General features: G+C 60.0%; 10 protein-coding genes, 1 tRNA gene and 1 pseudogene. 4 read left to right on the top strand and 8 right to left on the bottom strand.

Features of this window, described 5'->3' with window-relative positions:
* Both RM533_RS05320 and RM533_RS05315 read left to right on the top strand, forming a co-directional pair.
* Window positions 1-561 (top strand): annotated as a pseudogene (locus RM533_RS05320) (STY4851/ECs_5259 family protein); the annotation flags it as partial.
* The gene (locus RM533_RS05315) at window positions 548-6,505 is read left to right on the top strand and encodes a DEAD/DEAH box helicase (RefSeq protein ID WP_311340148.1); all 5,958 of its coding nucleotides are present in this window, start codon (window positions 548-550) and stop codon (window positions 6,503-6,505) included. The pseudogene RM533_RS05320 and the gene RM533_RS05315, both read left to right, overlap by 14 nt.
* Window positions 6,506-6,673: 168 nt before the next feature.
* Here RM533_RS05315 and RM533_RS05310 read toward each other — a convergent pair whose 3' ends face one another.
* Window positions 6,674-7,096, bottom strand: a complete 423-nt coding sequence (locus RM533_RS05310) for a hypothetical protein (RefSeq protein WP_311340147.1) — start codon at window positions 7,094-7,096, stop codon at window positions 6,674-6,676.
* A 441-nt stretch (window positions 7,097-7,537) separates the two neighbouring features.
* Window positions 7,538-7,612: transfer RNA gene (locus tag RM533_RS05305), tRNA-Val, on the bottom strand.
* A gap of 105 nt (window positions 7,613-7,717) precedes the next feature.
* Between RM533_RS05305 and RM533_RS05300 the strand changes: the two genes are divergently transcribed.
* Both RM533_RS05300 and der read left to right on the top strand, forming a co-directional pair.
* Complete coding sequence (locus RM533_RS05300) at window positions 7,718-8,035, top strand: DUF3297 family protein (protein WP_311340146.1); 318 nt, start codon at window positions 7,718-7,720, stop codon at window positions 8,033-8,035.
* Between the two features lie 48 nt (window positions 8,036-8,083).
* Window positions 8,084-9,457, top strand: a complete 1,374-nt coding sequence (gene der, locus RM533_RS05295; protein WP_311340145.1) for a ribosome biogenesis GTPase Der — start codon at window positions 8,084-8,086, stop codon at window positions 9,455-9,457.
* A gap of 22 nt (window positions 9,458-9,479) precedes the next feature.
* Here the strand turns inward: der and bfr are convergent, their stop codons facing one another.
* From bfr to thiL, 6 genes are all read right to left on the bottom strand, one after another.
* The gene (gene bfr / locus RM533_RS05290; protein ID WP_311340144.1) at window positions 9,480-9,998 is read right to left on the bottom strand and encodes a bacterioferritin; all 519 of its coding nucleotides are present in this window, start codon (window positions 9,996-9,998) and stop codon (window positions 9,480-9,482) included.
* Window positions 9,999-10,088: 90 nt separating this feature from the next.
* On the bottom strand, window positions 10,089-10,262 hold the full coding sequence (locus RM533_RS05285; protein ID WP_311340143.1) for a (2Fe-2S)-binding protein: 174 nt from the start codon (window positions 10,260-10,262) through the stop codon (window positions 10,089-10,091).
* Window positions 10,263-10,359: 97 nt separating this feature from the next.
* Window positions 10,360-11,598 carry a DUF418 domain-containing protein gene (locus tag RM533_RS05280; protein ID WP_311340142.1) on the bottom strand — a complete coding sequence of 413 codons (1,239 nt, stop codon included), beginning with the start codon at window positions 11,596-11,598 and terminating at the stop codon, window positions 10,360-10,362.
* A 54-nt stretch (window positions 11,599-11,652) separates the two neighbouring features.
* On the bottom strand, window positions 11,653-12,555 hold the full coding sequence (locus RM533_RS05275; RefSeq protein WP_311340141.1) for an acyl-CoA thioesterase: 903 nt from the start codon (window positions 12,553-12,555) through the stop codon (window positions 11,653-11,655).
* A gap of 77 nt (window positions 12,556-12,632) precedes the next feature.
* Window positions 12,633-14,798, bottom strand: a complete 2,166-nt coding sequence (locus RM533_RS05270; protein WP_311340140.1) for a sodium-translocating pyrophosphatase — start codon at window positions 14,796-14,798, stop codon at window positions 12,633-12,635.
* A gap of 93 nt (window positions 14,799-14,891) precedes the next feature.
* Complete coding sequence (gene thiL / locus RM533_RS05265; RefSeq protein WP_311340139.1) at window positions 14,892-15,815, bottom strand: thiamine-phosphate kinase; 924 nt, start codon at window positions 15,813-15,815, stop codon at window positions 14,892-14,894.
* Window positions 15,816-15,826 lie beyond the last annotated feature (11 nt).

Genomic DNA, 15,826 nt, shown 5'->3' with positions numbered 1-15,826 from the left:
CCTCTCGCGCCCCTGCTTCTCTATCGCTGCGAGGAGCAGCATCTCTCTGCGATCCTCGAGCTGTTCGACGGGCTGTGTTCGAGTTGGACGCTTCTGCCGATCGGAGCCTGGGACACGGCCTTCCAAGCGCAGGGCGCATTTCTGGTCAGCAAACTCGCTGATCCTCAGTGGGCATTGGCAAACATCTCCGAACGCCAGAACGAGATTGCCGCCCGAGCGCCACAACTGGCCCCCCTGATGTGTCGCAACTACTCGCCGCTGGCTTGGGATGAGGTCCGCCACCACTTCACCAGCCACACAAGCGAGGGCATCAACATGGATGCCGGCGGGTTCAATCCTTTCCGCCGCGATTTCGGCGACCTGCTGCCCGGCGAAAATTTCGTCGAGGCACTGATGCGGGTTTTCGATGCCCCCTTTGCCGCCGCGCTGTCGGCCTATGACCGCGTCGTTCTCGACAAGGAGCAAACCCTCACCGTGAAGGACGTCGAACGACGCCACCCTGACTATTTCGCAAAAGCCTATGGCTATGCCCTTTCGGAGCTCAAGAATGGCCGCCAGTGATACCTCTCCCTTTTCCCGGTTGTCGCCTATGGAGGTTCACCAGCGGCTGCGGACTGGTCTTGCCGAAGCAATCGTTTCGCGGGCAGGCATCCGGCACGAAGGCCTCAATGCATTTCTCCGGAGGAATCTCGCTGGAGCAGAGCCTGCTAACGGCGGGCTTCTGTCCGAGCAGCTCTTTCAGGCGGCCCCCGGTTACGTTTCATCGGGCAAGCGGCCTGATCAGCTGCAGACGCTCCTGCACGCGCGCACGATTGATGCAATCACCCAGACGTCGCTCGCCGATCTGCGCTTCGATTACCCGGCCTATGCCCACCAGCTAAAGACTTGGCAGCTTTTGAGCGCTGACGACCCGCAATCCGTTCTGGTGTCTAGCGGTACTGGCTCGGGAAAGACCGAATGCTTCCTTGTTCCGATGCTCGATGACCTTGTTCGCAAGGCCGAAACGGAAGGTGCGCTGACCGGGGTTAGGGCCCTGATGCTTTATCCGCTCAATGCTCTTATCGCGAGCCAGGAGAAACGTCTGACAGCTTGGACAAAGCCGCTTTGCGGTGATGTGCGTTTTGCTCTCTACAACGGTCTGATGGGAACGGCGCGAAAGTCCAACCGCGACAAGGCCGAGCACGAGATTCCTCATCAGGTCCTCTACCGCGAAACCCTTCGCGCCAACCCGCCGCCAATCCTCGTCACAAACCAGACGATGCTCGAATATATGACGATCCGGCGTGAGGATCGTCCGATCCTCGAGGCATCGCGGGGCCAGCTGCGCTGGATCGTGATCGACGAAGCGCACAGCTACATCGGCTCGGCTGCGGCAGAGCTTTCGCTCCTGTTGCGGAGGGTGATGAACGCTTTCGACGTAACGCCAGAGCACGTTCGGTTTGTCGCAACGTCCGCCACGATCGGATCAGCCGACGATGAGAAAGCGCAGGAAGACCTCCAGAGATTTCTTGCCGACATTGTCGGCGTTCCGCTCGATCGCGCGCATGTCGTCGTGGGCAAGCCTCAGCCGGTCGACCTTTCGAAGGTCCTGACTGCGTCCGACGATCCGGCGGCGCAGACGATCGCCGAAAGGCTGGAGCGGGAACCGCAAACCCTTGCCTCACTCAGAACGCTGGCCCCGAACGCCGAACAGGTTCTGATCGACTTGTCCGCGCATAACGCAAGCGAGGCGAAGCCCGTCCTGCCGATGCGGGCGCACAGCTTCACGCGGGCAATTCGCGGGTTGTGGACCTGCATTAATCTCGCCTGCTCCGGGGAAATGCGGCCCCAAGACTGGCCCTTTGGCACCATCTTGTTCGAGCAGAGGGACCAATGCCCGCATTGCCAGTCGATGGTGTTTGAAATCCAGAATTGCCTCGATTGCGGCGAGCCTTTCCTGCCGGCCGATGACTTGGGCGACCGAATTCAGCCTCGCGGAAGCGATCACGATGCCGACGAATTCCGGGAAGACAGCTACCGGGAGCGGGATCATGATGATGCGGAGGAAGACGAACAGCCTGATGGGATCGGCCATCCGCGCCTGATAGCCATCAATCCGAAAGCCGAAGCAAGCGCCACCGGCTTCGATGTTACTAATGGCGAATTCACCGGAGAGACTGGCCATTTCCACCTAACACAGCTGGATGAAGGGCGCTGCCCGTCGTGTCTGGGAAACAAGCGGCGCGGCCGACCCGCAGTTTTTCCCTTCCGTTTCGGTACGCCGTTCCTCACCCAGAACGCTGCCCCGATCCTCCTTGAGGGTGTTTCGGCTCATCAGGCGGAGCATGCACTGCCGTTCAACGGCCGCCAGCTGATCAGCTTCTCGGACAGCAGGCAAGGGACCGCGCGCTTTGCCGCGAACATCGAAAACAATGGCGAACGCGGGTTCGTCCGCGGCTTTATCTACCATGCCGTGCAGAAGGCTGCCCAGGGCGGTGACCTGACCGGAGAGCGCAGAGAGGAGCTGCTTAGCAAGAGAGCCGCTCTGGCGGGGCTCGTGGCCGATATGCCGGCGTTCAGGGACGACATCGCGAAGATTGACGTCGAACTCGGTGGTGGAGGTGCAGCAGGCGTGCCGTGGAAGGACCTCGTGTCCGCGCTAGCCGCGGAGCCAGCCATTGGAATGATGGCTAAAGTCTGGGATCTGGATCGCAGCGAACGCTTCCATGACAACCGTGAGGCGCTCGCCCGCTTCATGATTTTGCGGGAACTCGCCCGTCGACCGCGAAATGCCAACGCAATGGAAACGCTCGGACTTGCGCGGCTCCGCTTCCCGGATATCGAGAGAATTAATCAGGACAAGCTGCCGGAGATCGTGGGCCAGAAAGGCTATTCGATCGAGCACTGGCGTGATTTCCTTTATTATTTGGTCGATTATCTGCGCGGTCGGTTCGCCCTTGAGGTCGATGACGGTGATGCTCGCTGGATGCCAGGACGCGCTCGCCCCCGCAATGTGATTGGACCCGATCAGCCCCCAGGCGCAAAGCGCGACGTCTCTTGGCCAACAGTCAATTCGTACGGGCGGCAGCCCGACTCCATTCTCCTTCTGGACGCGGCTTTAGACCTCGATCTCTCCTCGGAACGGGGGCGTCATGAAATTAATCAGCTGATGCGAGCTGCCTGGGTTCAGCTCGCGCCCCTTCTGTCGGGAGTTGGCGGGACTTACAGCCTGCGCCTCGAGAAGACGGCCGAGGTCGAGGCGGTGGGCAAGGCCTGGCAGTGCCCGCTGACCCGCCGTGTCTTGCCGCGATTGGTTTTTGGTAAGTCGCCCAATCTAGTCAGCGCAGGGAAAATGTTCGCTAGCCAGCTTGCTGGCGAGGTGGAGTTTCCACGCCTTCCCGAGATAAGGCCACTTTCGACGGAGGAGCGTCAGAAGATAGCGACGTGGCTCGAGGCGAACGAAGAAGTATCGACCCTTCGCGAGCGCGGGATCTGGATGAACTGGCACGATCAGGCCGCGCTCGCGACTCCGTATCTGCGAGCCGAAGAGCACAGTGCGCAGCAGCCTCCGCAGCGGCTGAGAGATTTCGAGGAGCAGTTCAAAGCAGGCGACATCAACCTGCTTGCCTGCTCGACAACGATGGAAATGGGTGTCGACATCGGCTCGATCGAAGCCGTTCTCATGACCAACGTTCCTCCCTCGATCGCCAACTATAACCAGCGGGCCGGCCGCGCGGGCCGCCGCGGACAGGGCTTCTCGACAAGCCTCACGATCGCCCGCAACACACCGCTCGACCTCGAAACCTTTGCCGATCCGGCAGGCTACCTTCGCCGCAAGCTGGCCTCTCCGCGCGTGTCACTCGATTCCGACCGTATCGCCCAGCGTCACGCCAACGCTTATCTGCTGTCGCAGTGGTTTTGCGAAGTGGGTGGTGAATTTGCCCGGACAAAGACCGGCGATTTCTTCGGATGCCGCTCGGACCTGCGCCCCTTCGAAGGAATCGCTCCGGTTGACGCCTTTTGCGAGTGGCTCGGGCTTCCGACGACAGCGTCGGACATGGATAAAGGCCTCCAACGGCTCCTCAGGGGAACCGAGCTTGATTACGACACCGAGATCCGGGGGCACACGGCGGAAATGTTCGCCAGGGAGACAGCAAACTTCCGGCGCACCTGGCAACGCCTCAAAGAGGATGCGGACGCACTCGAAGGCCCTGCAAAGAAGGCCATTGAGTTCCAGTCACGGCGGCTGTGCAAGGAGTTTCTCCTGAAGGAACTCGCGAATCGATCGCTCATCCCTGGCAGTGGCTTCCCGACCGCGGTTGTTCCGTTCGACACCCTGTGCGCTGAGACCCAGAAGAAGCAGGAGCGCAAGCGGGCGGATGAAGAAGGTGCTCGCGATCGGCGCTACGATTGCCCGACACGGAATGCCGACATAGCCATCCGCGAGTATGCCCCTGGGGCCGAGGTTGTGGTTGACGGTCTGGTCTGGAAGTCAGCCGGGGTAACTCTCAACTGGCTGAGCCCAATAGACAGCGGTCAGCGCGAGCCCCAGAACCTGCGCTGGGCGTGGTGGTGCGATCACTGTGGCGGTGCGGGAAGCGCCCACCAGATGACGGATCACTGTGACCATTGCGGTGAACGAAACATCAATTTTGAGCAGTTTCTCGAACCTGCCGGGTTCCGTGTGGACTGGAATGCGCAGCCCCATGCAGACACTGATCAGGCCGTGTATATCGAACCGAAGACTCCCAGGGTCAGCGTTGGCGACGCTCTATGGCAGCCGTTGTTGCAGCCGGAGAGCGGCCGGATTCGTGCTTCGCACGACGGATTTATCTACCATCGTTCGCGCGGCCCCGATGACAAGGGCTACGAGATTTGCCTCGAATGCGGACGTGCCGGAGATGCAGGGACCGATGCTCTCACGGATCACAGGCCGCTTACGCCTAGGGACAAAAAAGCGATCGATCGCTGTCTGGGTAATGATGAAGGCTACGCAATTACAGCCTCCCTCGCCTTGGGCCACGAAGTTCTCACCGACGTGGTCGAGGTGCAACTGCCGCGGCTCGAAAGCGACGGCGCGGCCTGGGCGCTGGGTGCAGCCTTGCGCGAGGGTCTCGCTCGTTGGTTGGGTATCGAGCCGCGAGAACTCGGGATCTCGGTGGCCGCCAGAGATGGCAAGCTCGGCAGAAGGGCACCATCGGTCTACCTGTTCGATGAAGCGTCGGGCGGTGCGGGATACGCACCACGATTACTCGACGAGATCTATCACGTTTTTGAGCGCGCCGGGCGCGTGCTTGATTGCCCCAAAGAGTGCGAGATGGGTTGCTCGGCCTGCGTGCTTGCCGCCGATCTCTACAAGCAGCAAGGCCGCCTCGATAGGCGTTCCGCTCTGTCTGCAGTGCGGACATTCCTTGAGACGAATGCCGAACTGCCTGAAGAAGATCGGGCAGTTGCCGATGCCAGGGCCATCAATGATGCGGCGAACACGATTTTGCTGAGGGCGCGCAGCGGAGACAGCATCTCCGTTTTCCTGCCGGTCTCGTTCGACCTAGCTCAGCTGACCTCGACCAAGATGCGGTCGTTCTTTTCGGCAGTCTCGGCACGCGGAGTGCCTGCGGTAATTGTCCTCGATCCCAAATCATTTGAGAACTTGGAAGAGGTTGAGCGGAGATTCCTGCGTGACGCGTCGGTGCGCTTCGAATTCGCGCTCGCCTTGGGCAAGGCAGAAAATGGACCTTTCGAGAGCAAACGACTAGCCGAATTGGTCTCAACTGATCGCGCCACAGGATTCTTCTCGCGCGACGTGAACGCGGCGCAGCCAGGCGAGCGTTGGGGTGTCGGCGATACCCATGCCGTAGTCGCCGGCACCTTAGGTGATCGCGCTGCCTACAGCTTGATCAACCCTGAGGATATGGAGCGGCAGGTCGCGGCTAGTGACCAGGTCGAACTCATGCAGGGGTTTGGCCAATGCCCGGTCGGCCAGTTTGGCAAACGCTTTGGATCTAAGCTGAAGCAGCAATTGAAAACCGCAGGTGTCTGGAAGCCGGGCTCCCTTGTGAGGATCGCTTATACCGACCGCTATCTCAATGCGCCCTTGCCAATGCTCCTGTTTTTGCGGACGTGCGAAGCGCTTACCGCTGAATTGAAGGGAGAGAGGCGCGTTGAAGTTGATGTTCTTGTCCAGCCATTGAAGAAGGACCGCGCACCCCATCGGATATTTCATGACTGGGAGTTCGAGGAAGACCGAGCCGAGGTTGCCAAGTTTCTGGGCGGACGGTTCGATCTGGATGTCGATCTGCAGGTCGTCGAAAACTCGGGCCACGGCCGGAAGCTCGAAATGGAATTTGCCAGCGGAGAAAGTGTTCTGATCCTCCTTGATCAGGGCTTCGGATACTGGCGCGTCGCGGGCAGCCCTCCACGTCATGACTTTCGTGCGGCCCCCGCGGCGCAGGCCAGTGAATTGCTTCGATCTTCGGCTGCGGTTGTGGGCGTGGGAGAAAGCTATTTTGCCGTTAAGAGAGTCTGAGATCCAGGTTCATTTCTGATTTCAGTGAACGGCAGCTATTTGGTTGTGCGGCGGTAACCGGAACGACCGAATTAAGGGTATAGCTGCCGTGGCTCACAGATCGATTGCTCTGCGTCTGGCTACTGTCCCCCGGTCGCATTTTCCATGCCTAATGAAGACTTTGAATTATCACACATCAACTTTCGTGCCGACCAAACGCTCGATGCTTTCGACCGTGATCAACGTGCGATTTCCGACCTTTCTTCTTACGAGTGTTCCATCCCGCATCAATTGGTCGATTTTAGTGCGACCCAGGCTGGTTGCTTGCATGGCCTGCGCAACCGATGCCGTCAGGTCACCTGGCTTGACCGGAGGCACTTCCTTCTTGTTCGGTTCGCCAACACGAGAGATTAGAGAAGAAGCTTCCGTGGGGGTCTCGGGAATTGGTATTGAGAGCGCCTTTGTTGCGCAAATTAGTGACTGCGCGCAGTAGCGATCCAGAACTTTGACCAGCGACGCTTCAGAGAAACTGACGCCGGTAATTTGGACCGAAGGTATGCCACCCTTCAGTTGCGATCCTTCCAGCCGAACAGTGCCGCCGTTCAAGGCCACGTCGACACTGCCCGATTCGATAATTCGATCCCACTCCTTGGGGGGGGATTTGAGAATCTGGAACTGTCTCGGTCGGGCTCCCCACTGGCCTTATTTCGCGCATGAGCGAATAGGTTTTGATCAATCCGGCAGCAGCAAAGTCGGCTAAAAGCGATCCCGCGCCTTCGAGATTTCTCGCTTCCACAAGCGCGACGGCCTTTGCCGGGAGGATAGGTTGATGAACTGGCATATTTGTTCTCGTTCCGTGACAGCGGCATCTGCCAGAGAAACGTGAAAAAGCCTTAACCTTTTGGTTCGTAGCCGAAATCCAGTCGAGGCCTGCACAGCCGAAAGCAAAACCCTCAGCTTGCGAAAGTCACCGCCGCTGTTCGCAGATGCCCACAAAAGTTTCCATGTTTTTTCATGAAAACGCAGGCCATCTCTTCCAAGTCATTGAAAACATGGTGGGCGCGGCAGGGATTGAACCTGCGACCCCACCCGTGTGAAGGGTGTGCTCTACCACTGAGCTACGCGCCCGCTGTCGACTTTGGCCGGACCCGATCCGGCGATTTCAGCGTGTCTGGCCTTTGACAGACGGTGCGGTGATTGACAAGCTCCCGTGTGTATTTAGAGCTGCACTTCATGACCGAGCATACATCACGCAGCGAAAGCGAGCAAACACCACCTGACAGGTTGGCGATTGACCCTGACAGCCCGTTCTTCGATGCAGATCGGCTGGGTCGTGGCGTCGGCATCCGGTTCAAGGGGGTGCAGCGCCGCGACATCGAGGAATATTGCATTTCCCAAGGTTGGGTTCGGGTGCAAGCCGGCAAGACGATGGATCGCAAGGGCAGGCCTCTGACCGTCCGACTGAACGGCCCTGTAGAGGCGTGGTATGAAGATGTGCAAGATCATGGCTCTGTTCACGCAAGTGACGATCCGGCCAGCAGCACGGATTGATCCTGTCAATTCACTTGCGCAAAATGGCGCAGCGGGCCAGTTGATGCCATGCTCCCGCAAGTCATAATCATCGGCCGGCCCAATGTTGGCAAATCCACTCTGTTCAACCGCTTGGTTGGAAAGAAACTGGCGCTGGTAGACGATCAGCCAGGAGTAACCCGTGATCGCCGGATAGGTCCCGCAGAACTGCTTGGGCTGAAGTTTTCCATTGTCGACACAGCCGGCTGGGAGGACGAGGATCCGGACAGCCTTCCCGGGCGGATGCGCATGCAGACAGAGGCAGCGCTCCATGGTGCCGCACTGGCGCTGTTCGTTTACGACTCGCGTGCGGGGTTGACGCCGCTGGATGAGGAAATTGCGCGCTGGTTACGCAGCAGCGACCTTCCTGTCGTGGTTGTGGCAAACAAGGCTGAAGGCCGAGCAGGCGACAGCGGTATTTTTGATGGTTACTCGCTAGGTCTGGGCGAGCCGGTGGCATTATCTGCCGAACACGGTGAGGGGGTTGCGGATCTCTTTCAGGCGTTGCGGCCTCACCTAGAGCCGCTGCAGGCGGATGGCGAAAGCAGCATTGATGATGAAGATGTGCCGCTTGGCAGGTTGCAGCTGGCGATCGTTGGACGTCCCAATGCCGGTAAATCAACGCTGATCAACCGGCTGCTTGCGGAAGACCGCCTGCTGACCGGACCGGAAGCGGGGATCACGCGCGATTCCATCGCGGTGGACTGGGAGTGGCGCGACCGCGCAAGCGGAGAGCTGCGCCCCCTCAGCCTGATTGACACTGCCGGCATGCGCAAACGTGCGCGCGTCACTGAAAAGCTTGAAAAGCTTGCTGTTGCCGATGCCCGGCATGCGGTCGACTTTGCCGAGGTGGTGGTCCTTCTGCTCGATGCGACGCAGGGGCTGGAGCATCAGGATCTGAAAATTGCGAGCCATGTAATCGAAGAAGGTCGCGCGTTGATGGTCGCCATAAACAAATGGGACATTGCCGAGGATCCTTCGGGTCTGTTCAACGGAATTCGTGCGGCGCTTGAAGATGGGTTGGCACAGGCGCGTGGTATTCCGCTGATCGCGGTGTCGGCCCGGACGGGCAAGGGGTTGGACGCAATGCTGTCAGCTGCGTTCGAACTGCGCGAGATCTGGAACACGCGTGTGCCCACTGCCGCTCTCAATCGCTGGTTCGACGATGCCCTTGCTGCCAATCCGCCACCGGCTCCTGGCGGCAAGCGGATCAAGCTGCGGTATATTACGCAGGTGCGCACCCGACCGCCTGGTTTCGTGCTGTTCGGCACCAGGCTCGACCAATTGCCGGAAAGCTACCGTCGTTATCTGGTAAACGGCATCAGGCGCGACCTGGGTTTTGGCTCGGTGCCGGTGCGGCTGAGTTTGCGCAGCCCTGTCAATCCGTTCGCGAAGAAGAAATGACAGCGCTGCGCAAGCAGCAGATCTAGCCGCGATTTCTCCCGGAGAAGTTTACCTCGTGCTTTTCGTCGTCAATGGGCGCGGACTGCAACTGGACATAGTTATTAAGCCCCATGCGCGCGATCATCTCGAACTGCGTCTCGAGGTGATCAACGTGCTCCTCCTCGTTTTCAAGGATGCGCACCAACAATTCCCGACTGACGAAATCGCTGACTTTTTCGCACTGCTCGATACCTTCGCGCAGGACAGGGATCGCCTCATGTTCCATCGCCAGATCCGCTTTCAGGATCTCCTCGACCGTCTCACCGATCTTCAACCGGTTGATCGCCTGAAAATTCGGCAGCCCGTCCAGCATGAAGATGCGATCGGCCAGCCAATCGGCATGCTTCATTTCATCAATGGATTCGTGGCGCTCATATTCAGCGAGACGGGCCATTCCCCAATGATCGAACATGCGATAGTGCAACCAGTACTGGTTGATGGCCGTAAGCTCGTTGGTGAGTGCCTTGTTGAGGTATTCAATGACGGTGGCGTCACCTTTCATGGCGAAACTTTCTGCATTTGCGGGATGAGATGCGCCGCAACATGCGCGCAATACAGATGCAGTTCAAGCCCGGGCCGCCGTCAAACACGGTCAGGCGACGCAGCACCGCTCCTCTTGAAGGATTTCGCCAGCCTCCTCGAAGCATTGGCGGCATTGCGCATGGCACCCAAGCTGGCGGTACACATGCTCTACATCGCCAGGTCCGGCTCGCGCGGCGTCGCGTAGTTGGTTCTCACGAATGGCATTGCAGATGCAAACGATCATGCTTTGACCCTCTCTGATGCATCTCCGTCATAATGCGAGCATATCGCATTAGCAATAGGTTTTTGCCTCCGAGGTTCCATTCTTCCGCGGATCGCCGCTACGTCAGCCTGACAAGCTGGCGCCAGACCCACTCCAGCGGCCCGGTGCCAAACCGGCGAAGCCAAGGTTGCGACCAGGCGAGCATTACGATCCAGCCCGCAATGACAAAGCCCATCAACTGCGCATAACTCCAGTCACGCGCTGCGAGGCCCAGTCCCCAGCCGTGCAACACGAAAGTCATGATGATCGAGCAAAGCAGATAATTGCTGAACGCCATACGTCCGGCTGCCGCCAGGGCACGGCCGACGACACCTTGCATCATCGCCTGGGACCAGAGCACGACGGCGGCCAGATAGCCGATTGCCATTGCTGCACGTCCGGGCAATCCGAGATAAAACGGCAGCAGGGTTGAGCCTGCCAGTGGCAGATCCATGGCCAGCAACCAGACAAGCTGCGCCGCAGCCCAGCACAGGCCAGTGCCGATGCCGACCCCGACGATCGCTTTCATCACCGGCCTGGAGACACCGCCTGCATGAAAACGCGCCTTGCCCAGACCCATGCCCATCAGCATGAGCGGGACTGTTTCAAAGCTGGCGGGATGGAGCGCGTTCACAGGGTATAACGGCCGTTCCGCCAGACGTCTGGCAATCTGGTCTGCCATGCCAAGCATTTGTTCCGCCAAGCCAGTGCGGATTTCCGCCTCCAGATAGCGCATGTAATCGTTCAGCCATGCCAATTGTTCAGGGCTGGCGCTGCCTGCGTGAACCGCATCCACGGTTAGCAGCATCGGGCCGACTGCAAGCAGGCCGTATGCCGTAAAAGCCACAATTCCCAGAGCACCCAAGGTGATCAGCCGAGCGGGCGGCTGCCCTGCGAATGCAAGGCAGATCATGCCGGCGGCTGCGTAGAGGAACAGGATGTCTCCCCACCAGAATACGAGAAAATGCAAATAGCCAAAAACACCAAGCCAGGCGAGACGGCGAAGCTGCGCCGACCGACCTGCGGCCATCCCGCGGCGCTGCAGGAAGACTGCCATGCCCACGCCGAACAGGATCGTGAACAATGCCCGCATCTTGCCTTCGAAGAACAGCCAGGCCAGCGAAAAGCTGACAAGATCGACACGTGATGCCTGGCCATTCCAGTCAGGGTTCAGCACAGTCGGCCAGGGACCTGCAAACCCGGGCATGTTGATGACCAGGATGCCGAGCACGGCAATCCCGCGGGCAAGGTCGAGCGCATCTACGCGCGCAGTCGGGGGTAGATGCTGCACAGGTGCGGTTGGCCAGGTATCAGGCATGGCGTGGCGGCTGCATTGACACTGCCGCAGCATGATTGTTGCCGGCGCGAAAACTCAAGCGGCGGGCTGCTTGACCCGCATCAGCCCTTCCTGCGCTGTGGAAGCGACCAGCCGGCCATCATGGCTGTAAAATCGCCCGCGCGAAAACCCCAGCGCATTGCCTGCCCACGGCGAATCCAGCACATAAAGCATCCACTGGTCTGCACGGACTTCCTTGTGGAACCAGACGGCGTGATCGAGGCTTGCGCCCACCATCTCGCCTGAACGCCACACGACCCGATGGGGGATTGATGCCGCGCCAAGCAGGCCGTAATCGCTCAGATAGGCAAGCACCAGCCTGTGCATCGCCGGGTCATCGGGAAGAGGTGCCGGCGTGCGGAACCACATGTGGGAGGGTTCAGGGGGCGAACCGTCGCCGGGTTTTCCTGCTGGCAGCCGCACCTCATAGCCTCGGCTCTTGTGCAGCAGGGCGATCCGGGGCGGTTCCGCGCCGGTATAAAGGCGGTAGTAATCCGCCTCCGCCAGCATGTCCTCGGGCTGCTGCACCTCAGGCATCGGCAGTTGATGCTCAAGCCCCTGCTCATCCTTGTGGAACGATGCGGTAAGGTTCAGGATCGGCTTGCCATTTTGCGATGCGATTACCCGGCGATTGGAAAAGCTGCGCCCGTCGAAGTCGCGCGCTACGGCATAGTCGACCGGGAAATCTTCGTCGCCGCCGCGAAGGAAGTAGGCGTGCAGCGAATGGGCATCACGTCCGGCAGGTACAGTGGCCTGCGCAGCGGCCAGCGCCTGAGCAACCGCTTGTCCGCCAAAAATCCGGCCTTTGCCACCGATCTTGCGCCTGCCGGTGAAACTGTTCTCATCGTGACGCTCGAGCGTCAGCAGCTGCACCAGCTGGGCTACGCTTTGTTCGGCTGAAATCGTGTCATCGAACGGATCGTCATCATTGTCTTGCATGGCGCGTTTCAGTGCCCTGCACAATGCAGCGCGTCAATCGCTACTGCTGCTCCAAAGGTCACCAAGCCCACAAGTGCCTACCCGGCAATGGCCGCAAGCAGCAGCAGCGCGACGATATTCGTGATCTTGATCATGGGGTTGATCGCAGGCCCGGCAGTGTCCTTGTAAGGGTCGCCCACCGTGTCGCCTGTCACCGCCGCCTTGTGTGCTTCGCTGCCCTTTCCGCCATGATTGCCATCTTCAATGTACTTCTTGGCATTGTCCCAGGCACCGCCGCCGCTGGTCATCGACAATGCGACAAACAGGCCGCCGACGATCACGCCGAGCAACAAGGCACCCAGCGCCGCCAGCCCGTTCTGCGCGCCAGCAACTCCGGTGATGACGAAGAAGACGACAATCGGGGCCAGCACGGGCAGGAGCGAGGGAATGATCATCTCCTTGATTGCCGCCTTGGTAACCAGATCGACGGTGCGGGCATAGTCGGGCTTTGATGTACCAGCCATGATTCCCTTGTCGGCAGCAAACTGGTCGCGCACGTCTTTTACAACATCGCCTGCCGCCCGGCCGACGGCGGTCATGCCCATCGCCGCGAACAGATAGGGAAGCAGCGCACCAAGCAGCAGACCCACGATGACGTAAGGGTTTTCAAGACTGAAATCGACATCAAGCAGCGGGAAGTATTCCGCGAGATCAGTAGTATAGGCTGCAAACAGCACCAGTGCCGCCAACCCGGCCGACCCGATCGCGTAGCCCTTGGTCACCGCTTTGGTCGTGTTGCCAACCGCATCGAGTGCATCGGTGCGCGCACGGACAGTGTCGTCCATGGACGCCATCTCCGCGATGCCGCCAGCGTTGTCGGTAACGGGGCCATAAGCGTCAAGCGCAACCACCATACCTGCCAGTGCCAGCATAGCGGTGGCCGCATAGGCAATGCCCATCAAGCCGGCAAGCTGATAGGTAACAACAATGCCGGCGACAATCACAATGGTGGGCAGTGCCGTTGCCTCCAGGCTGATGGCGAGCCCCTGAATGACGTTGGTGCCGTGTCCTGTTTCCGAAGCCTTGGCAATGGAACGCACGGGCCGGAACTGCGTGCCAGTATAATATTCGGTGATCCAGATGATCAGTCCGGTAATCGCCAGCCCGACCATGGCGGACCAGAACAACCCCCAGCCGGTGAACCCGCCCACCAGGGAGGAGGTACCTTCCTCGGCCAGCGGTGCGCCCGCGTCGATGTTGCGCACGCCTTCCAGCAGACCTCCGCCCACCGGCGCATTCATGTCGCCCAGCACCCATTGCATCACCAGCCAGATTGCTGGCACGGACAGAATGGCGGTGACCAGAAAGCCCTTGTACATGGCGCCCATGATCGAATTGCTCTTGCCCAGTTTTACAAAATAGGTGCCGATGATGCTGGTGACGATGCACACGCCGCCGATCAGCAGCGGCAAGGCCATCAGGCCGGGCAATGCGTCGCCCGCACCTGTCAGCAGCAATGCCGTCAGCACCATGGTTGCGCCAACGGTGACAACATAGGTCTCGAACAGATCGGCCGCCATGCCCGCGCAATCGCCCACATTGTCGCCCACATTGTCAGCAATGACAGCCGGGTTGCGGGGGTCATCTTCGGGGATGCCCGCCTCCACCTTGCCGACGAGATCGGCACCGACATCCGCCGCCTTGGTGAAAATGCCGCCGCCCAGCCGGGCAAAGATCGAGATCAGCGATGCGCCGAATGCCAGTGCAACCAATCCGTCGACCACAGTCCGATCGCCCATGCCGACAGTGTAACCCCCAAGGGTTGTGAGCCCGTAATAGAAGCCCGCAATGGCAAGCAGGGCCAGGCCCGCTACCAGCAGGCCGGTGATCGCGCCGGCACGAAAGGCGAGGGTAAGCCCCTGCTGCAAACCGGTCTGCGCAGCTGCGGCGGTGCGGACGTTAGCCCGCACTGATATATTCATGCCGATGAAGCCAGCCACGCCCGACAGGATGGCGCCGATGACAAATCCGATTGCAGAAACCGCCCCCAGGAAGATCGCCACCAATATTGCAACCACGATACCGACGATGGCGATGGTGGTGTATTGCCGCTTCAGATAGGCCTGTGCCCCTTCCTGGATCGCTGCGGCGATTTCCTGCATCCTTGCGTTGCCGGGATCGGCGCGCAGTACCTGCCTGCTGGTGACAAAGCCGTAGATGATGGCCAGCAGGCCCAGAACAATCGCGATCAGAACAAGATCCACAACGCATCCCCCCAAAGATTTGTCACGCCCCGTCTGCGCGGGTGCTTTGTCACCATGGAAGCTACACGGTCACATCCATCTGGCAAGCGATCTTTACTTGTCCCTGTTCAGTGCCGCACTTGTGCCTTCATGCAAAAAGCCAAGCTGCATTGCAGCATCGGGAGCGGCGCCATCGATCAGCAGCGGCACAGGTCCGCGTGGCAGGACCCTGCCGATGCAAGTGGCGGCGACAGGCGCATGAAGCTGCGGGTCAAGCGTGAACAGCAATTGGTAATCGTCGCCCCAGGTCATCCCTTCCATGCGGCGATCTGCAAGCGCGGCATGCACAGGAACAGCGGCGCTGTCGATTGCCAGGGTAGTACCGCTTGCGATGGCCATGCGCCCGGCATCGAGCAACAGGCCGTCCGAAACGTCCATCATCCCGCCGACCACAGGAGCCAGTGCAATCCCCTGGCTGATCAACGGGACCGGCCGGCGGTATGGCGCGGTCAGGTCGGGATCGTTGTTGCCGGCTTGCAACGCCTCGAAGCCTGCCAGCGCTGCCCCCAGGATACCAGTAACCCAGACGCGCTGTCCCGCTGCCGCGTCGGCTCGCGCCGGTGGAGGGTTTCGCGCCGGCCTGCCGATCGCGGTAAGCCCGAGGCTGCGCGGACCAGCACTTGCCTGCGACACGGTATCGCCGCCAATCAGCGGAGCATCAAATCGTTGCAGCACATCGCGCAGACCAAGAACGAAACGCGCGTTCCACGCCGTATCGCCAAGCATGTAGCCAAGGACCAGCCCCACTGGCGCACATCCTTTCGCGGCCAGATCGGATAGATTTGTCGCCACCAGTTTCCATGCGACATCGGCGGCATCTTGCCCGGGCAGCCAATGCACGCCTTCCACCATTATGTCGTGTGTCACCACCAGCGGTCCGTCGGCCTGGAGCACTGCGGCATCATCGTTCAGCCCGCGCGCTGCGTCACTGCAAGCCAGAGTGCGCATGGCCTCGATGAAGGCAGCTTCGGCTGTCATGACAAATGCGC

It is taken from the genome of Croceicoccus esteveae, from assembly GCF_031846435.1.
In the GTDB taxonomy this organism is placed as follows: domain Bacteria; phylum Pseudomonadota; class Alphaproteobacteria; order Sphingomonadales; family Sphingomonadaceae; genus Croceicoccus; species Croceicoccus esteveae.
Note: the sequence above shows the minus strand (reverse complement) of the source record. Positions and strands in the feature narration are given on the sequence as shown.